Genomic DNA, 17,588 nt, shown 5'->3' on the forward strand with positions numbered 1-17,588 from the left:
ACGGATCCTCTGGATCGCGGAGCTGCAAGCGACACGAGCCGGCGTGAGCGGCGAGACGTCTCTCCCAACCTTGTTCACATTTGGTCCGTTTGGGGGATCTCGTGCGACTGGGTGAGTCGGGCTTGGACCATGGATATGAAAGACGCGACGGGTGGCGAGAGGCTGTGACCCGTTCGGCGGAACAGAAAGAAACGACGGACGATCTGCTCTCCCGTCACCGCGACGAACTTGACAGAGAACTGATCTTCGAAAATGCGCGCATAGCCGGGAGCGGCGGTGATGCCCATTCCCTGTCCGACGAAGGCAAGTGCCGTGGTCAGGTAACGAACCCGGGTTTGCCGGACAGGAGCGAAGGGAAGGCTGGTCCAGATCGACCGCTCAAGATAGAGCGTGAAATCGTCGGAATACTGGATCCAATTGTACTGGCGCAGATCGGACCAAGACAGGGTTTCTGCGCGCGCCAGATCCGAATGTTGCGGCACGACGATTCGGATCGGCTCCCGCCAGAGAAGTTCGGCGTCGATCCCAGCCGGCATGGGGCGTTCCGGGCCGATCCCGATCTCCGCCTCGTTGTCTTGAACGGCGGGCATGATGCGATCGCCCGTCGTGTCCATGACCTGCAGGCTGATGTCGGGATAAAGTTCGGCAAACTCGGACGCTAAGGACGGCAGCAGGGAGCAGGCGAACACCTGCGACACGGCCAGCCGCACCTTACCCCGCTTGAGCGCCTTCAGATCCTCGGCGCTATCGTAGACCTGTTTGAGGTCCTCGAGAATCCGGGTGGTCACTGGCAGCATCTGGCGCCCGATCTCGGTCAATTTGACTTCCCGTTGCGCACGGTCGAACAGCGGCATCCCGTATTCGGTTTCCAGCTGGCGAACCAGCATGCTGACCGCCGATTGGGTCAGATTCATCTTTCGGGCGGCGACCGTAAAACTCCGTGCCTGGGCAACCTCGAAGAAGGCTCGCAACTGGCGCAGGGTGACGTTCATAAGTCGGCCTGATCCAATTAGAAAAATAATTCATTTGTCTGATGCTAAGTGCCTAAACAGAATGCGCAAGGGTGTTGTGCTGAGAAATTGAGCGGAAGCGGGCCAGGTGCATATCGCGATTGTCGGGACTGGGGTGGTCGGGGCCTGTACGGCAGGTTGGCTTCAACGCGACGGCCATACGATCACGTTCGTCGACCCGCGCGAGGCCGGTGAGGCCTGCTCCTTCGGCAATGCCGGTTCGCTGTCGCCAAGCGCCTGTCTGCCGGTCGGGATGCCCGGCATGTGGCGCAACATTCCGAAATGGCTGCTCGACCCGGAAGGGCCGCTGGTTATCCGCGCGCACTATCTGCCGCGCATCCTGCCGTGGCTTCTGCAATTCATGCAGGCATCGACGGAAAAGGAGGTTGTCCGCATCGCGACGGCCGTTCGCAATCTGCTGCGTCCGGTTTTCGAAGCGTACGAACCGCTAGCTCAGCGTGCCGGCGCCTCGTCCCTGATCCGGCGCAATGGCTGCCTCTACGTCTATTCTTCCCGCGAGAGTGCGCGGAGATGGAAATGGGGGATGGACCTTCGCCGAAACCTGGGCGTGGAAATGCGGGAGGTCGACAGCGACGAGCTCGCCGAGCTGGAGCCGGCCCTTAAAGGCACCTTTCGGTTCGGTCAGTTTGCGTCCGACAACGGATCCACCCCCGATCCATCGGCCTTGGTGAAGGCGATCTACGGACAGGCCATCAAGGATGGCGCCACTCATGTGCGCTCGTCCGTGACTGGTTTCGAGCTGACGGGCGGCGTGGTCGATCGGCTCGTCCTCGACGATGGGGAGCGGCTTGAGGTCGATGGCGTTGTGCTGGCGGCCGGAGCCTGGTCGGCGCGGCTGTCGCGTCAACTGGGTGCTCGGATCCCGCTGGAAAGCCAGCGCGGCTATCATGTCACCGTGGCCGATCCGAATGTGATCCTGGAACGCAACGTGATGGCGGTGGAGCACAACATCATGGTCAATCCGATGCATTCCGGCCTGCGGCTTGCGGGAACGGTGGAATTCGCCGGATTGAATGCACCACCGCGATACGAGCGCGCAGAGTCATTACTGCGCAAGGGGAACGACCTGTTCCCCGGCCTGCACGGGTCGAGGGAGTCCTACTGGATGGGGCATCGCCCCTGTCTTCCCGACAGCCTTCCGGTCATCGGGCTCGCGCCGAAGGCCGACAACGCGTTCCTGGGCTTCGGCCATGGTCATGTCGGCATGTGCGGCGGCGCGACGACCGGACGGGAGATCGCGAACCTGGTGAGCGGGCGAGACCCGGAGGTCGATCTCTCCCCCTTCAGTCCCACGCGCTTTCGATAACGTCCTCAGCCTGCAAAAAAGAAGGAGCCTTCCAGAATGACCACATTGAAGAGGCGGCAACTGTTGGCCGCTGTCCTCGGCGTGGCGTCGATTGCCGGCATCGCGTCTGGTCTCGTCGCGCCGGCCGCCGCGCAGGACAGCTATCCCGATAAACCGATTACTCTCGTGGTTCCGTTCCCGCCGGGCGGCTCTACGGATCTTCTCGCCCGACAGATCGGCGAGGCGATTTCCGGCCCGCTCGGTCAGCCGGTCGTGGTGGAGAATCGCGGCGGGGCCGGTGGCACGGTCGGGGCCAACTATGTGGTCAACTCCGAGCCGGATGGCTACACGCTGCTGATGGGTGTGACCGGCTCGAACGCCATCAGTGCCGCGCTGCGCAACGACCTGCCTTACGATCCCGTGACGGACTTCGACCCGGTCTCCATCGTCATCGCTGCGCCGTTGGCCCTTGTGGTCAATGCCGACAGCGATTTCCAAAGCGTTCAGGACGTCATCGACTACGCGAAAGAAAATCCGGAGCGCTTTACCCACGGCACGCCGGGTGTCGGAACGTCGATGCACATGACGGGCGAGCTGTTCGGGCTGGAAACCGACACCAAGCTTCTGCACGTGCCGTACAAGGGTAGCGCGCAGGCGCTTCAGGACCTTCTGGGCGGTCAGATCGACGGCATGTTCGGCGATATTCTGGTCACCTCAGAATATGTGAAGTCGGGCCGATTGAGGGCGCTGGGCGTCACCTCCACGCAGCGGCACTATCTGCTGCCGGATGTGCCTACGATCGAGGAAGCTGGCGTCGATGGCTTTGCGGCCTTCTCCTGGCAGGGCGTATTCGCGCCGGCAGGGACGCCCAAGCCGATACTCGACACGCTTTATGACGAGATCTCCAAGGCGCTGGAGTCGGAAAAGCTCCAGGCCTTCTTCGAGGAGAAGGGCTTTCTCATCGAAAGCATGCCGCCAGCGGAGTCCAAGGCGTTTATCGCTGCCGAAGTCGAGAAGTGGAAGGGCGTTGTCGAGGCCGCCGGAATCGGGCCGAATTGACGCTATCGCATGACGTGGACCGGGCATCGGGCCAACGCTCCCGATGCCCGCGAAGTCTCTAGAGTGGCCGTTCACACCCTTGGAGGGGAGGGCGCGTGACCATCCACACATCGGTCAGAGAGTATTCCGCGGCTGCGGTCGTGGTCGCGTTCGGTGTCGGCTTGGCGAGCGTGTCCGCGACTTATCCGCTCGGCAGCATGTTTCGGCCAGGGCCGGGATTTGTCCCCCTAGGGATCGGCTGCCTGATCGCGCTGCTCGGCCTCGTGATTGCGGCTGAGACCTGGGTCGGCAGCAGACGGACGGATGAGGGACCGGCGGACGAAGGGATGTCGGGCCCCGACGTCTTCGCCTGGCGCTCCGCGCTGTCCGTCGCAATCGGCATGGTGGCCTTCGCGGCCCTTGTCGATCGCGCGGGATACGTGCCGGCAACGATCGCGCTGGTGTTCATCTCGTCGCTTGGGGAAGCCCGGAGGAACTGGTGGGCGGTCGGCTTCGTCGCCGCGTTTATGGCCCTCTTCGGTTCACTCCTGTTCATCTGGGGGCTTGGCTTGCCCGTCAACACGATCGGACCACGATGAGCGAATTCTACGCGCACATCGCACTCGGCCTGCACAAGGCGCTCAGCGTCGACGGGCTGCTGTTCTGCTTCGTCGGTGTGACGGTAGGCACGATTGTCGGTGTGTTGCCCGGGATCGGGCCGCTTGCGGCGATCTCGCTGGCGCTACCGATGACCTACTATCTCGACCCTACGGCGGCGCTGATCATGCTGGCGGGGATTTTCTACGGCGCCCAATATGGCGGCTCGACGGCCTCGATCCTGCTCAACCTGCCCGGCACGGCAACGGCGGCGATCACCTGTCTCGACGGCTATCCGCTCGCCAAGAAGGGCAAAGCGCCACTTGCCCTGCTGGTGACGGCGGTGAACTCCTTTGTCGGCTCGTCGGTCGGCATCGTGTTGGTAATGGGGTTCGCGCCGCTGATTGCGGAGTTGGCGCTCGAATTCTCTTCGCCGGAATATTTCTCGGTCATGCTTCTGGGCCTGATCGCGGCATCGACGATGACTGTCGGTTCTCCCTTCAAAGGGCTGGCTATGGTGGTTTTCGGCGTGGCGCTTGGCCTAGTGGGGACCGACGTCAACACCGGCATGTTCCGGTTCAACTTCGGCATCCTTCAATTGGCTGACGGCATCAGCCTGGTGGCGCTGGCGATGGGCTTGTTCGGCGTGGCCGAAATCATCGCCAATATCGGAGGGGCACCGACCAAGCCGATGGGTGTCGGGCGCATTGCCTTCAAGGAGATGTGGCCAACGAAGGTGGAATGGAAACGGATTTGGCCGCCGACGCTTCGCGGCTCGCTGATCGGGTCTTTCGTTGGCGCGCTGCCAGGTACGGGACCGGGCATCGCATCGCTGATGGCGTACGCGGGCGAGAAGCGGTTGTCGAAACATCCAGAGGAATTCGGGCAGGGCGCCCTGGAAGGGATTTCCGCTCCCGAAGCTGCCAACAACGCCTCCGTCCAGGCGGCGTTCATTCCGACGCTGAGCCTCGGCATTCCCGGCGATGCCGTCGTGGCAGTTCTATTGGGCGCGATGATCCTGCATGGCATCACGCCGGGCCCGAACCTTATCAATGAGCAGCCTGAGATGTTCTGGGGGCTTATCATGAGCTTCTGGATCGGCAATCTTATGCTGTTGGTGCTCAATATTCCCCTGATCGGTCTATGGGTCCGGCTTCTGTCGATCCCTTATCATCTGCTCTATCCGGCAATCCTCGTCCTGGTCTGCGTTGGCGTCTATTCCTCCAACAACAGCGTCTTCGACATCTTCGTAGTGCTCGGGTTCGGTCTTGTCGGCTATCTCATGCGGCTTTTCGACTATCCCGCCATGCCGGTCCTATTGGGCTTTATTCTCGGCCCTCTGATGGAGGAGCATTTCCGCAGGGCAATGCTGCTTGCGCACGGCGATGTCGCCGTCTTCGTTCAGCGGCCGATCAGCCTGGCCTTTCTCTTGGTGAGCCTGGCCTTTCTGGTCGCGGCCTTTCTGCCCGGGCTTCGCAAGCGCTTTGCCAGTGGCGGATGACGCACGACAGCGCAATGATGCCGCCGGACTGCTCGTTTCTGATCAAAAAATAGGCCACGCCGATTTCTTTGGCATTTCGGCATTGGTTTCGTTTGACAGAACGGTGCCTCGCACTCCTAATTGCGAGATTAAATGTCGGATTGGCGATTATCGCGCGAAAGATCGCATTTGGGTGTTCCTGCCAACAGCGAGGCTTCCATGAAACTGAAAATGCTGCCCGTCGCCCTTGTCGCAGTGGGGTTGAGCACGGCGTCCGCGGGCGCGGAGAACCTGCGCTATGCGCATTTCATGCCGGCGCAGAGTTGGCAGCAGGATAAGCTCTTTGAGGCGTGGGCGGATGCCGTCAACGAGGCTTCGGGCGGCGAGCTCGACGTTACCATCTTCCCGGCACAGACGCTCGGCAAGGCCCCGGCGGGCTATGACAACGCCAAAAACGGCGTCGCCGACATCGCTTGGACGGTTCAGGGCTATACCGCCGGCCGCTTCCCGCTGAGTCAGATCATGGAATTGCCAGGGCTGTTCGACACGGCCGAAGTCGGCTCGTGCGCGTTCCAGAAGCTCTACGATTCCGGCGCGCTGGACGACGAATACAAGGACACGCATGTCCTGTTCGTCCACACTCACGGGCCGGGCCAGCTCCACATGGGCGAGGAGCCGGTGAAGACGCTCGCTGATCTGCAGGGCAAGAAGCTGCGCCGCCCGACTGCCGTCATCGGTACGTTGCTCGACGAGCTGGGCGCGGAGCCCGTCGGTCTGCCCGCTCCGGCCATCTATGAAAACCTCGAGCGAGGTGTCATCGACGGCTACATGATCACGTGGGAATCGGTCGTGGCTTTCCGACTGGCCGAGCTCACCAAGTACCACACCGATTTCGGCTTCTACTCGCTCGCTTTCGTTACCACGATGAACAAGGCGAAGTATGAGGCTCTATCGGACGAGGCCAAGGCCGCTATCGACGAGAATTCCGGCATGAAATGGTCGCTGATCGCCGGCCAGGGCTATGACGCGGCTGATGCGGAAGCCATCGAGATGCTGAAGACGGACTCGGAAATCTACGAGATTCCCGAGGACGAGCTTGCCGAATGGGAAGCCGCCGCGGAGCGGGCGAAGGAGATCTATCTCGAAGAGCTCGATTCCAAGGGCCTTCCGGGCACCGAGACCTACGAAAAGGTCGAGGAATACGTGGCCCAATGCGAGGCGGAGCTGAGCTGATCGTCGCATCGACGGCAGCTTGGGATACAAGACCTAATCCGGTCCGGCCCGTCAGGGTCGGGCCGGCGTTTTTTGTTCCTGCCTCGATCGAGCCCGTATCATGACATTCTCAACCCGCCATCACGGTCCGCTCGCGCGCGTTGCCCGTCTTGCGGTTGCGGCCAGCGAACTGCTCGCGATCGCGGCCGTCCTGGCTCTGTTCGTCGTTGTGGCATTCAATATTTTGGCTCGTAGCGTCTTCGATGCCTCGGGAGCACAGATTAATCTGATGATCCCGGGGGCCGTGGAACTGGCGAGCTACGCGCTGCTGATCGCCGTGTTCGCCGCATTGCCGGCCGGTCTCGAAAACGGGCTCATCCGGGTCGACGTCCTGACCGGACTGTTGCCGCGTGGCGTGCACCGGGTTCTCGACCGTTTCTGGTTTGTGATCCTTTTCGCCTTCGCGGCGACGTTGGCGTGGCTTTTCGCAAATCAGGTCCTGGAAACCTGGGAGCAGGGCGAGGTGACCCAGGACTGGGGCGTTCCGATGTGGGCGATCTATGTCGTGGTCACGATCGAATGCGTGGCCTTCGCCATCGTCTCGCTTGCCGAAGTGTTCGACCCGATCGTTAAGGAAGCGGAGCTGGGATGATGGATCCGCTGTCGATCGGTCTCATTTCGATCGCGCTTTTGTTCGCGATCGTGCTTCTGGGTGCTCCCGTTGGGCTCGCCATGGTGTTGGTCGGCGTCGGCGGGTTCGCCGCGATCGTCGGGATCGCGCCGGCGCTCAGCGTGTTGCAGACCGCTGCGTTCGAAACGGCCTCGAACTACTCCTTCACGCTCGTGCCGCTGTTCATGCTGATGGGCAATCTCATCTCTCAATCGGGCATGGCGGCCGATCTGTTTCATGGCGCGGAAAAGCTCACGCGCGGCCGGCCTGGCGGGCTCGGCGCTGCAGGCGTGACGGCGAGCGCCGTGTTTTCCACCGTCTCCGGTTCGTCGCTGGCGACCGCCTCGACCATGACCAAGGTCGCCTATCCAGAGATGCGCAAGCGGGGCTACGATCCGCGGCTTGCGACCGGATCGCTCGCCGCCGGCGGGACGCTCGGAATCATGATCCCGCCTTCGATCGCGCTTTTGCTCTATGCGCTGATCACAGAGCAGTCGGTCGGCGAGATGTTCCTCGCGGGCATCCTGCCGGGCGTACTGGCCTACATCCTCTACGTCATCACCGTCTTCATCATGGCGCGCATTTGGCGGGGAGAGACCGAGCTGGACCCGGAACAAGGGCCAGCCAGTCTTGCCTCGTGGCTCGAGGCGGGTCGGCTGTTCGCGCCGGCGTTTGGGCTCTTCGCCCTCGTGATGGGCGGGCTTTATGGCGGCTTTTTCACGCCGACTGAGGCGGGCGGCGCCGGCGCCGCGTTCGCGCTCGTCTATGCGGTCGCGAAGGGGATGCGCTGGAAGGGCTTCGTGCAGGCGCTTCGGGCAACGGTGGAGACGACGGCGACGATATTCTTCATCCTGATCGGCGCGGAAGTGCTCGGCTTCCTCGTCTCCACGTCGCAGCTTTCCTTCGGTATGGTCGACTTCATGCGCGATGCCGGGCTCGGGCCGTGGCAGGTGCTGATCGCGATCATGGTCTTCTACATCGTGCTGGGCTGCTTCATGGAAAGCCTGGCGATGATCCTTCTCACCGTGCCGATCTTCTTCCCTGTCATCGTCGACAGCGGGTTCGATCCGGTCTGGTTCGGCATCATCGCCGTCGTCACGGTGGAGCTCGGCCTGATTTCCCCGCCGGTCGGCATGAACCTTTTCATGGTGAAGTCGGTGGCGACGGAATTGCCGCTGAAGACCATCATGGCCGGCGTCGTGCCGTTCATCCTCAGCGATATCGTGCGGCTTGCGATCTTGATCCTCGTGCCGCAGATCGTGCTGCTGCTTCCCGGCCGGCTCTGACCCGACGGCGGTCTCAGGCGGGCGTCGCGGCTCCGTAGCCGGCCCCACCGCAGCTTTCGACGACGAGACGGTCGCCTCGATCGAGGGTGAAGGCGGAACGGGCAGTTAGGGAGATCTGGGTCCCGTCGGTGCGCAGGACCGTCGCGCGCGAGGACTGTGGCCGGCCGCCCCCCATCAGGCCTTCGGAGACCCGCTCGAACCGGTCGCCGCGCAGCGAGACAGAGACGGCATCGACCAGCGCCTCGTAGACGCGCTCGATGCCATTGCCGCCGCGCCAGCGTCCGGGGCCGCCGGAGCCGCGTCTGATCCGGGCGGACACGAGGCGGATCGGTGCGATTTCCTCCAGCGCTTCGGCGGGCATGTTCATGGCGTTGCCGACGTCGGTCGAAACCGCGTCGGCGCCATCGGCATCCGGACCGCCTCCGGCGCCTCCAGCGATGATTTCGGTCGTGACGAAGGAACGTCCGTCCGGCCAGGAGCCTGAAAAGGCAAGCACGAAGGACATGCCCGAATTGGCAGCCGGCATCCGCTCGGGCGCGGCCTGGGCCAGCGCCTGCAGTACGGCCGCGGTGATGCAGCGGACCATGCCCGTGCGCGCGTTGACGGGCGCTGGCGGTGCCGCGTTCACCACGCTCGCCTCCGGCAATGTCAACGAGATGCGGCGCAAGAGGCCGCCGTTTCGGTACATCGTGGCCGGAGCGAGGCTGAGCACGGCGTAGAGCAGGGCCGAAAGGGGCCCCGAGCGCACGCAGTTGATTGGAGCTGCGACTTGCGGCGACGAGCCGGTAAAGTCGGCCGAGATGCGCCCATCTGCGAGCGTCAGGCGGACCCGAACCTCCACCGGCGGCCGGCCCGGTGTCGGGTCGAGTCCGTCAGCTCCCTGGAACGGTCCGTCGGGCAGGGCGGCGATTAGGCTTTCCGACTGATGTTCTGCTCGGTCGAGACAGGCTGCGGTGGCGTCCAGAAAGGCGGATTCCCCGGTTTCGGTAGCGATGGTGCGCAATGAGCGGGCGGCGTCCTCGGCCGCGGCGATCTGGGCCGCGATATCGCCGAGCACCGTGTCTGGAACGCGGGAATTGAGCCGGATCAGGCCTTCCGCCTCAGGCAGGATCGTCCCGTTGCGGGCAAGGCGGGTCGGGGGCAGGCGCAACCCTTCCTGGAAAATACTCGTCGCATCCGGAGGCACAGAGCCGGGGCGCATGCCACCAATGTCCTGGTGGTGCAGAATGCTCGCCGCGAATGCGATAAGCCGTCTCTGCGAGAAGATCGGGACGAGAACGGTGATGTCGGGCAGGTGCGTTCCGCCATCGAAGGGGTCGTTCATGAAGAAGATGTCGCCCTCCGCCATGGTCTCGGCGGGAAAGCGCGCGAGGATCGCGTCTACAGAACCTGGCAGGGCGCCCAGCAGAAGCGGGATGGCATCGGACAGCGCAAGCAGTTCGCCTGTGGCGGAAAACAGGGCGCACGACGCATCGGCGCCTTCGCGCACCACCGGCGAAACGGCGGTCCGGAAGATTGTCTCTTGCATGCCTTGGGCGATTGCATCGAGGCGCATCTGCACGACGTCGAGATTGAATGCGTCCGGAACGGCGGGCTGGGTCATGACCGCGATCTCGTCATCCTGAAGCCGCCCGGAACGGCGGCACGCGTCCAGCCTTCAGCTATGGTCACGCTTTCGTCCATGCTCGGAAGCGGCCAGCGCCTGTCCGGTGTGGCCGCCCCGCGCGACAGCGTCATCGCGAACAGGTGACCGGAGAAGGGGGGCGTGATGCCGTAGCGGGCTGCATATTGCTCCACGAAGGCAGCGATGATCCGGTCCGGCGCATTGGTCGGCGTGTCGAGCTCAACGTCGAACGGGTGCATGGAGGCCGTCGGCGCGATCTCCAGGCTCAGCCACTCGACGGTGGTATCGGACGCGGCTGGAAGCAGAGCACGCAGCCGGCGGAAATACCTATCGAGCCCTGTCTGGCCGAGATCCTTCAGCGCGGCGTCGACGCGGATGCGAGCCGTGTCGCTCGACGTCATGGACAGCATCCCCATCGCACCGGCAACCGCAGAGGCAACGGGCAAAAGGATGTCTGTGCACCCCAACCGGTCGGCGATGCCGGGAACGAGTGTGCTGCCCAGTCCGCCCATGGCGACCAGGGTGACGCGGGCGGGATCGACGTTGCGCTGGACGGCATAGCGCAGCACGGCCTGGGCCACCGTTTGCTCGGCGGCCGCCACGACGGCTCGTGCCGCCTCCTCCCGGCTTTCGCTGCCCGTCTCGCGGGCAAGGGCATCGAGCCGCGTTGCCGTTTTCTCGTCAGCGGCGAGCGAGAGCGTGCCGAGCCTGGCGAGGCATTCGGTCAATATCGGATAGGTGTCACCGTCGGGCAGCTGCATGAGGATGCCGCCCAAGCCGTCGGGCTTTGCCTGCGCCAGTCCGCCCATGGTGCAACTGTGGACGTCGCTCATGATCCGGCGAAGCGGAACGTCGGCTACCTGCGAATGCCGCGTGGTGGTCGGCATGCCGTCGCGGATCAGCGCCATGTCCGTGGTCGTGGACCCGATGTCGAGCGTGATCGCCGTTACAACGCCAGCCTCGCGGGCAAGATCGGCCGCGTGGCGGGCCGCAGACGCGGGACCGCTCGTCAGATGCGCGCTGACGTCCGCGCAAGCGGCCTTGAGCGACAGAAGCTGGCCCGTCCCATCGCAGAACTGCAAGTTGCCTGCGAACCCGCGCTGCTCGAAAGCGGCTGCGAGATTGCGCATGACCGTCGCTTGCGAGGGCAGCAGCCAAGCTTCCAGACATGTCGAGACCGTCCGTTCGAACTCGCGCGGGTTCGGATCTGCGACGTGTGACACGACCACCGGCAACTCGGGAAGGCGCGCCGTAATCGCGTCCGCGCAGGCTTTCTCGTGCGTGGGCTCGAGGTGGGCGTGAAGCAGGCAAATGGCGACCGCGTCGACCGGATCGGCTTCGAGCCGGTCGATGATCTCCGACAGGCCCTGCGTGTCGAGCGGGGCGATCTCGTCGCCTGTGGCATCCAGCCGGCCACCCACCTCGTGGATGTCGTCAGTCAAGACGAGAAAGGCGGGCGTTGCCAGCCGGGCGACCGGATCATAGAGGTCGCGCCTGTTCTGTCGGCCGAGAAAGAGCGTATCGGCAAAGCCCGTATTGGTGATCAGCGCGACACGGCCGCCGCGCCGGGAAAAAAGCGCGTTGAGACCGCCGGTAGACGCGACGCGGATAGCTGTTAGCTGGGAGAGCTCGAAGTCGGCATCGGCCGAAATGGCTTCGATTGCGCGGAGGATGGCCTGGTCCGGAGCTGCCTGACCAACCGGATGTTTCGCCGTGGTGACCCGGCCGTTCCGGTCGAACGCCAGGTCGACGAACTCGAAGCCGATATCAACGGCCAGGACCCCGGTCTTCATCGCAGCCAAGACACCTCGAAAGGACGTTGTAGCGTACGGAAAACCGTGTCCGTCCCGTCTGGCGTCTTCCACATGGCCGAGACGAACAGCGTTTGCCGGTCCAGCGCGACGATGCCGTGGTGCCAGACACCGGGATTGTAAACGACGAGGTCGCGACCGCCGGCGAGGAAGGCTTGGGGAACGCTGCGGTCGCCGGGCTCGCTTTCCCAGACGACGACCAGATAGCGATTGGCGTTCAACGGCACGAACAGTTGAGCGGAATGCGGATGCTGTTCGGCCTGTGTCATCGTGAGACGGCCGGCCTCGGGCGCCGCCTCGTAGAAATCGATGGCGAAGTTGTCGGCGGTTGCGTCGTGGACGCACCGCGTCGCCGTCTTGGTGAGCGTCACGGAGCCATCGCGGATCGCTTTCACCGTCCCGACGCCGTTTTGGAGCACCTGACCGAACGGCGCGAAGGCTTCCGGCGTCAGCGCCTTCGCCTCGATCATGCCGAGGTGTCTCGATGCTTCACATGCTTCTTGTACGCCGTCGCATCCATGTCGCGGACGTCGACACTGATGGCATCGGCCTGCGGACAGGTTTCGACAAGGGCGGCGCGGCAGGCGATGGCCAACGCTTCCTTTTTCTCCGGTGTGCGGCCTTCCAGAAGCGATAGCGTCAGATGGACGAAACCGGTCGATCCGTCATCGAGCAGAAAATCTGCATAAGGGATCGCCCGCGCTTTCAGATCGGCGCGCCGCACGATGCCGGTCTCCACGACCGCATCGCACAGGGAGCGCATCATGACGGCGACATCCGGAGCCGGATCGAGCGTATCGGAATATTCGAGCACAAGGTGGGGCATGATCAAAACAGCGAAAAATATTCGCTCTGCTCCCATTCAGAGACGGTCGTGAGATAGCGTGACCATTCGGCGTGCTTGATCTGCGAGAGGTAGCGCGTGAAATCCGCGCCCAGCGCCTCGCGATAGAAGGCGCTCTCGTCGAAGTGCTCTAGCGCGGAGATCAGGCTGCGCGGTAGGCTTACGGCATCGCTGGTGTAGGGATTTTCCACGGGCGGCGGTGCCTTCAGGTTGCGCCGGACGCCATCGTGACCGCTCAGAATCTGCGACGCGATGAAGAGATACGGGTTCGCGGTGGGTTCGGCCACCCGGCTTTCCACGCGCGACGCCTTATCGTTGGGAGCCATCAAGCCGCGGATCATCGCGCCCTTGTTGTCGCGGCCCCATTGAATGCGGTCCGGGGCAAGCAGGAACGGCTGGTAGCGCTTGTATCCGTTGACGGTCGGCGTCGTCAGCAGACAGCTCTCCTTGGCATGGTCGAGCAGACCGGCAATCCAGTTTCCGGCAATCTTGGACAGAGTGCCATCATCGTGCGGGATCATCAGATTGTCGCCGGTGTCGGTATCGACGATCGACTGATGCATATGCCAGCCGCTGGGGACGATGCCATTCAGCTTGGGGCGGCACATGAAGGTCGCGTGCAGGCCCCTGCGCGCGCACACCTGCTTGACCAGAGAGCGGAACAGAACCGTCCCGTCGGCCTGTTCCAGGGGAGAACCTGGCGCGAAGGTGAACTCGCACTGAGAGGGGCCGAACTCCGCTTCCATGGAGCGGACGGGCAATCCGAGCTTCTGGCACGCGCGTCGCAGCTCGTCCATCACCTCTTCCAGCGCGTCGTAGCGGGCTTCGGTCAGGTATTGATAGCCGTGCGAGACGAGGCTCGTGTCGGGCGGGGCGGAGGGCATCCCGGAATCGGCGTGGTCGAGGCGCGTGTTGTCGACGCGGAAGACGTAGAACTCGAACTCCAGCCCGCAGACCAGAGCGAGATTGTCTTCCTTCAACTGCGCGACGGCCCGTTTCAGAATGGAGCGGGTGCAAAACGGCATCTCGTCGCCGTTCTTGTCGCGCACATCGCACAGCATCCAGCCGCTATGCGGCGACCACGGCAGGATCTTGAACGTCTCCGGATCGGGCACGATCAGAACGTCTCCGGCGCCGGTGAACCTGCCGGGACCGAAGCCGATATCGTCGTCCCACACCGGAAACACCGTCCGGTGCGAGGTGTCTTTCAACAGCAGCGTCGATGTCATCGCCAAGCCGTTGCGGAAGGCACCTGCCAGCTCGTCCGCGACGAGCGTCTTGCCGCGTAGGACCCCGTGCTGGTCGACGAAGGAAAGCCGCACGGTTTCCAATTCGGCACGCTTTGCCCGCTCGATAACCTCGGCTGCCACCCGAGCCTGCTCATCGGTGAACCGCGACTTGCCGGATTTCAGATCTGCCGGCACGGTCTTTGAGCTTTCCGACACGCTTCACACTTCCTCTGGCTGGACGGACAGGTCGGTCAGAATATCGGTGATCCACGGCACCGCCAGATCTTCCGGCAGGTCGTTTCCGGCTGCGTCGTGCACGGAGCGGGTACCGACCTGGGTGGCGCCATGGGCAATGAGCATCTCGGAGAGCTTCAAAGAGCCATGGGTGAAGGTCTCGTCATATTCGGAATCGCCCAGTCCGAAGATCGCGAAGCGAATGCCGGCAAGGTCATGTGCGCCTTTTTTCAACCGGTCGGCGAAGGGCTGTGCCGAGGCAGGAAGATTACCGTCATCATAGGTGGAGCAGACGATGACATGGAAGGTCTCACCTTCCAACTCGGCTGGATCGGTGTCGGCGAGATTGGCGCAGGTGACGTCGTGCTCCTCAGCGAGCGCCGATTGAATGTCTTCCGCCAGCATCTCCGCGTTGCCGGTCTCTGTGCCGTAAAGGACGGAAATCCTCATCTGTCCATATCCCGCTGTTTAGGAGCCTCAACCCTAGAGGCTGAATGGGACCGCGCCGATGCTTTCGCTTCCACGCAACAAGCGAAGGATCTGGCTCTCGTGCGCCGATTGTCCGGCACGCGCTTTTGAACCGTTGCCGGCGAGCTCATTGACACCCGTTGCGAATGGCATATGTTCATTATACGACTTTTAGTTCGGATATCGCGCAAAAATGTTGGCCTAAGGCGACGTTGTCAAGAGCGGCACCGGCGCGGGCATGAGAGATTCGAACGACATGGGATCTGAGATGACGGATCAGTTGGACACCGAAGACGCGGCGGCGCCGAACGCCTGGGTCAAGATAGCCGATATCGTCGATCTTGCGGGACGCCGTCCCGTCATTCCGATTACGCTTTATGGCCGGCGCCTTGTGCTCTTCCGCGACGATCAAGGGGAACTCGGTCTGATCGGACGTCATTGTCCGCATCGCGGCGCCGATCTCGTCTTCGGCAGGCGCGAGGACAACGGTCTGCGCTGTCCCTTTCACGGCTGGCATTTCGACCGTACCGGCCAATGCGTGGAGCAGCCGGCGGAGCCGGAGGATTCGACCATGTATAAGACGATCAAGCTGCCCAGCTTTCCGGTGCGCGAGCAGGGCGAGGCGATCTTCGCCTATATGGGCGAGGGCGAGCCGCCGGCCGACACGGTCGTCGCGGACGCAGCCCATTCACTCGACAACTAGGATCCCGCTCCTGCGCTGAGATAAAAACGCAGATCGGATCGGAGGACGTTCGAATGATCAGTCAGAAGCTGAACGATCAGATTACCCGAATTGGCCCCGGCACTCCGGCCGGCGCTGTCTTGCGGCGCTATTGGCAGCCCGCCGCCTTGGTCGACGAGCTGCAGGAGCAACGGCCGATCGTGCCCGTCAACCTGTTGGGCGAACGGTTGGCGCTCACGCGCGATGAAAACGGGAAGTTCGTTCTCAAGCAGCGCGTGGCCTCTGTCGACGAACCGCCGATTTACTATCCCGACTCCGATGCAATCGACATAGTCGAAGATGGCCCGACCTATCCGGTGGTGGAAAAGAAGGGCATCTTCTTTGCCTATATGGGGCCGGGCGATGCGCCGGACTTTCCCAATTTCGACTGTTTCCGCGCGCCGGACAGCCACGTATTTGCGTTCAAGGGGCTTTGGGAGTGCAACTGGCTTCAGGCGCTCGAGGTCGGGATCGATCCCTCGCACGCCTCGTTCCTCCACCGATTCCTGCAGGATGACGATCCAGCCGACAGCTACGGCAAGCAGTTTCGCGACAAGGCGGCCCACACCGACATGCCGATGACCCAGGTCCTGCGCGAGTATCCGCGTCCGGATCTTCAGGTCGAGGAGACGGATTTCGGACTGAAGATCACCGCGCTTCGTCACATGCAAAACGACCTGACGCATGTGCGCGTCACGAACCAGATTTTCCCCGAGGCGATCTGCATTCCCATGTCGCGCGAGATGATCATCACGCAGTGGCATGTGCCGATCGATGACGAGAATTGCTACTGGTATACGATCTTCACCAGCTTCGCGAAGCCGGTGAACAAAGAGCTTATGCGCGAGCAGCGGCTGAAAGAGCACCGCTTGCCCGACTATGCGCCCCTGAAGAACCGGTCGAACAACTATCACTACGATCCGGAAGAGCAGGACACCTTGACCTATACGGGCATGGGTCTGGACATCAACGTCCATGATCAATGGGCCGTGGAAGGGCAGGGCCGGATCCAGGACCGCACGCGGGAACATCTCGGGCGAGGGGACGCAGCGATCGTGCGCTACCGCCTGATGCTGCGCAAAGCCATCAAGGCCGTCGAAAACAACAAGGAAGACGCCCTGCCGATGCGAAACGGATCGGTTGCCGATCTCGTCGGACCGCTTTCCAACGACGCGATCGCTTCGACCCATGACTGGAAAGAGGCGAGCTGGCAGGCGGATATGAAGCGCCGCGCCGACTGTCCTTGGGACGCCTCCGTCTAATCGGCGGGAACACGACCGTGTCGAGCGATTCCAGATGGCGCAGGGTGCGAATATGAAGTGTGCTGTGCGCGCGGTGGCCGGGCGTGCCTTCGAGGATATTCTCGACGGCTATTTTCCGCTCAGCGAATCTGTGCGGCAGATGATGGTGCGGCACGGCTTCACGTCGATGTGGATCACGGTGCTGCACGCGCCGGTCATGACCTTGAAAGGGTTGGCGCCAACCGATCCGGTGCCATTTTCACTGCCCAAGACCTATGCCGGCATGATCGAGCACATGGCATTGGGGGCCGCTTCGTCCGACAACCGCGTGCATCTGGTGGGGGTGGGAAACTGGTTTTGGGTCGACGGGCGCGACGAGGTGGACACGTTTCCGCCCTCCACCCGTCTGGGCGAGCCGGCGTTCGTGCGCGGCATCGGGATCGGAGAGGCGGACGCGGAAGCGGGCACGCGGATGTCTGTCGCACTCGCACGTCTGGATCCGTCCGAACCGATCGACCGAGAGCTCGAAGCGGCGACCCGTCGTCTCGGCTGGCAGGCAAGCCGGGCGTGGCGGTTTGAGACGGGCGTCCCGGCCATTCGGCGGTCGGATGATCGGGACGTGCCTTCGAGCCTTTTCGGGCGCGCGGTCGGAACGGACAAACTGAGCCGAGAGGTAGCGTCGCTTCCTGCGTCTGCCTCGCTGAGCGACTGGGACCATGTGCTGGTCGATGTCAGCCCGGATCACCCGGACCGGGACGCGCTCGAATTCGCACAACGTCTCTAACCAGTAGGCTGCTCCGACATCACATACAGAGAA

The 17,588-nt window shown here is 63.1% G+C and carries 17 protein-coding genes; 10 read left to right on the plus strand and 7 right to left on the minus strand.

Annotation, left to right across the window (positions count from 1 at the left end; translation table 11 throughout):
- Positions 1-74: 74 nt before the first annotated feature.
- Complete coding sequence (locus HNS03_RS15040; protein ID WP_367196343.1) at positions 75-992, minus strand: LysR family transcriptional regulator; 918 nt, start codon at positions 990-992, stop codon at positions 75-77.
- A gap of 106 nt (positions 993-1,098) precedes the next feature.
- Between HNS03_RS15040 and HNS03_RS15045 the strand changes: the two genes are divergently transcribed.
- From HNS03_RS15045 to HNS03_RS15075, 7 genes are all read left to right on the plus strand, one after another.
- Positions 1,099-2,337, plus strand: coding sequence for an NAD(P)/FAD-dependent oxidoreductase (locus HNS03_RS15045; RefSeq protein ID WP_367196344.1), 1,239 nt, complete (start codon positions 1,099-1,101; stop codon positions 2,335-2,337).
- 36 nt (positions 2,338-2,373) lie between these two features.
- Positions 2,374-3,375: a Bug family tripartite tricarboxylate transporter substrate binding protein gene (locus tag HNS03_RS15050; protein ID WP_367196346.1), complete on the plus strand. Its 1,002-nt coding sequence runs from the start codon at positions 2,374-2,376 to the stop codon at positions 3,373-3,375.
- A gap of 95 nt (positions 3,376-3,470) precedes the next feature.
- Entirely contained in the window at positions 3,471-3,953 is a 483-nt protein-coding gene (locus HNS03_RS15055; RefSeq protein ID WP_367196347.1) for a tripartite tricarboxylate transporter TctB family protein, read from the plus strand.
- A complete protein-coding gene (locus HNS03_RS15060) occupies positions 3,950-5,452 on the plus strand; it encodes a tripartite tricarboxylate transporter permease (RefSeq protein WP_367196349.1) in 1,503 nt (500 codons plus the stop codon). Before HNS03_RS15055 ends, HNS03_RS15060 begins: the two co-directional genes overlap by 4 nt.
- 198 nt (positions 5,453-5,650) lie before the next feature.
- The gene (locus HNS03_RS15065) at positions 5,651-6,664 is read left to right on the plus strand and encodes a TRAP transporter substrate-binding protein (protein WP_367196351.1); all 1,014 of its coding nucleotides are present in this window, start codon (positions 5,651-5,653) and stop codon (positions 6,662-6,664) included.
- Positions 6,665-6,764: 100 nt separating this feature from the next.
- Positions 6,765-7,295, plus strand: coding sequence for a TRAP transporter small permease (locus HNS03_RS15070; protein WP_367196353.1), 531 nt, complete (start codon positions 6,765-6,767; stop codon positions 7,293-7,295).
- Positions 7,292-8,599, plus strand: coding sequence for a TRAP transporter large permease (locus HNS03_RS15075; protein WP_367196354.1), 1,308 nt, complete (start codon positions 7,292-7,294; stop codon positions 8,597-8,599). The genes HNS03_RS15070 and HNS03_RS15075 overlap by 4 nt, the downstream gene beginning before the upstream one ends.
- A gap of 13 nt (positions 8,600-8,612) precedes the next feature.
- Here the strand turns inward: HNS03_RS15075 and HNS03_RS15080 are convergent, their stop codons facing one another.
- Genes HNS03_RS15080 through HNS03_RS15105 form a run of 6 tightly spaced genes read right to left on the minus strand, consistent with a single transcriptional unit; the run spans position 8,613 to position 14,791 of the window.
- Positions 8,613-10,202, minus strand: a complete 1,590-nt coding sequence (locus tag HNS03_RS15080; RefSeq protein WP_367196356.1) for a hydantoinase B/oxoprolinase family protein — start codon at positions 10,200-10,202, stop codon at positions 8,613-8,615.
- Complete coding sequence (locus HNS03_RS15085; protein WP_367196358.1) at positions 10,199-12,016, minus strand: hydantoinase/oxoprolinase N-terminal domain-containing protein; 1,818 nt, start codon at positions 12,014-12,016, stop codon at positions 10,199-10,201. The genes HNS03_RS15080 and HNS03_RS15085 overlap by 4 nt, the downstream gene beginning before the upstream one ends.
- The gene (locus HNS03_RS15090; protein ID WP_367196360.1) at positions 12,013-12,504 is read right to left on the minus strand and encodes an ureidoglycolate lyase; all 492 of its coding nucleotides are present in this window, start codon (positions 12,502-12,504) and stop codon (positions 12,013-12,015) included. Before HNS03_RS15090 ends, HNS03_RS15085 begins: the two co-directional genes overlap by 4 nt.
- Positions 12,501-12,860, minus strand: a complete 360-nt coding sequence (locus HNS03_RS15095; RefSeq protein ID WP_367196362.1) for a 5-carboxymethyl-2-hydroxymuconate Delta-isomerase — start codon at positions 12,858-12,860, stop codon at positions 12,501-12,503. The genes HNS03_RS15090 and HNS03_RS15095 overlap by 4 nt, the downstream gene beginning before the upstream one ends.
- Before the next feature lie 2 nt (positions 12,861-12,862).
- A complete protein-coding gene (locus HNS03_RS15100; RefSeq protein WP_367196363.1) occupies positions 12,863-14,323 on the minus strand; it encodes a glutamine synthetase family protein in 1,461 nt (486 codons plus the stop codon).
- Positions 14,324-14,326: 3 nt separating this feature from the next.
- Positions 14,327-14,791 carry a flavodoxin domain-containing protein gene (locus HNS03_RS15105; RefSeq protein WP_367196365.1) on the minus strand — a complete coding sequence of 155 codons (465 nt, stop codon included), beginning with the start codon at positions 14,789-14,791 and terminating at the stop codon, positions 14,327-14,329.
- 286 nt (positions 14,792-15,077) lie between these two features.
- Here HNS03_RS15105 and HNS03_RS15110 point away from each other — a divergent pair, with 286 nt between their 5' ends.
- The 3 genes from HNS03_RS15110 to HNS03_RS15120 are packed head-to-tail and all read left to right on the plus strand — an operon-like array spanning position 15,078 to position 17,555.
- Positions 15,078-15,512 carry a Rieske 2Fe-2S domain-containing protein gene (locus tag HNS03_RS15110; protein ID WP_367196367.1) on the plus strand — a complete coding sequence of 145 codons (435 nt, stop codon included), beginning with the start codon at positions 15,078-15,080 and terminating at the stop codon, positions 15,510-15,512.
- A 53-nt stretch (positions 15,513-15,565) separates the two neighbouring features.
- Positions 15,566-16,792: an aromatic ring-hydroxylating dioxygenase subunit alpha gene (locus HNS03_RS15115; protein ID WP_367196369.1), complete on the plus strand. Its 1,227-nt coding sequence runs from the start codon at positions 15,566-15,568 to the stop codon at positions 16,790-16,792.
- A gap of 34 nt (positions 16,793-16,826) precedes the next feature.
- Positions 16,827-17,555 (plus strand): hypothetical protein, encoded by a 729-nt coding sequence (locus HNS03_RS15120; RefSeq protein ID WP_367196371.1) that lies wholly within the window; start codon positions 16,827-16,829, stop codon positions 17,553-17,555.
- The last annotated feature ends 33 nt before the right edge of the window (positions 17,556-17,588 follow it).

The organism is Amorphus sp. 3PC139-8 (assembly GCF_040750475.1).
Lineage (GTDB): Bacteria > Pseudomonadota > Alphaproteobacteria > Rhizobiales > Amorphaceae > Amorphus.

Excerpts from the sequence above, each read along its gene's own strand:
- HNS03_RS15040 (WP_367196343.1), bottom strand. The coding sequence starts at position 992 with ATGAACGTCACCCTGCGCCAGTTGCGAGCCTTCTTCGAGGTTGCCCAG.
- HNS03_RS15050 (WP_367196346.1), top strand. The coding sequence starts at position 2,374 with ATGACCACATTGAAGAGGCGGCAACTGTTGGCCGCTGTCCTCGGCGTG.
- HNS03_RS15060 (WP_367196349.1), top strand. The coding sequence starts at position 3,950 with ATGAGCGAATTCTACGCGCACATCGCACTCGGCCTGCACAAGGCGCTC.
- HNS03_RS15065 (WP_367196351.1), top strand. The coding sequence starts at position 5,651 with ATGAAACTGAAAATGCTGCCCGTCGCCCTTGTCGCAGTGGGGTTGAGC.
- HNS03_RS15070 (WP_367196353.1), top strand. The coding sequence starts at position 6,765 with ATGACATTCTCAACCCGCCATCACGGTCCGCTCGCGCGCGTTGCCCGT.
- HNS03_RS15075 (WP_367196354.1), top strand. The coding sequence starts at position 7,292 with ATGATGGATCCGCTGTCGATCGGTCTCATTTCGATCGCGCTTTTGTTC.
- HNS03_RS15080 (WP_367196356.1), bottom strand. The coding sequence starts at position 10,202 with ATGACCCAGCCCGCCGTTCCGGACGCATTCAATCTCGACGTCGTGCAG.
- HNS03_RS15085 (WP_367196358.1), bottom strand. The coding sequence starts at position 12,016 with ATGAAGACCGGGGTCCTGGCCGTTGATATCGGCTTCGAGTTCGTCGAC.
- HNS03_RS15090 (WP_367196360.1), bottom strand. The coding sequence starts at position 12,504 with ATGATCGAGGCGAAGGCGCTGACGCCGGAAGCCTTCGCGCCGTTCGGT.
- HNS03_RS15095 (WP_367196362.1), bottom strand. The coding sequence starts at position 12,860 with ATGCCCCACCTTGTGCTCGAATATTCCGATACGCTCGATCCGGCTCCG.
- HNS03_RS15105 (WP_367196365.1), bottom strand. The coding sequence starts at position 14,791 with ATGAGGATTTCCGTCCTTTACGGCACAGAGACCGGCAACGCGGAGATG.
- HNS03_RS15110 (WP_367196367.1), top strand. The coding sequence starts at position 15,078 with ATGACGGATCAGTTGGACACCGAAGACGCGGCGGCGCCGAACGCCTGG.
- HNS03_RS15115 (WP_367196369.1), top strand. The coding sequence starts at position 15,566 with ATGATCAGTCAGAAGCTGAACGATCAGATTACCCGAATTGGCCCCGGC.
- HNS03_RS15120 (WP_367196371.1), top strand. The coding sequence starts at position 16,827 with ATGGCGCAGGGTGCGAATATGAAGTGTGCTGTGCGCGCGGTGGCCGGG.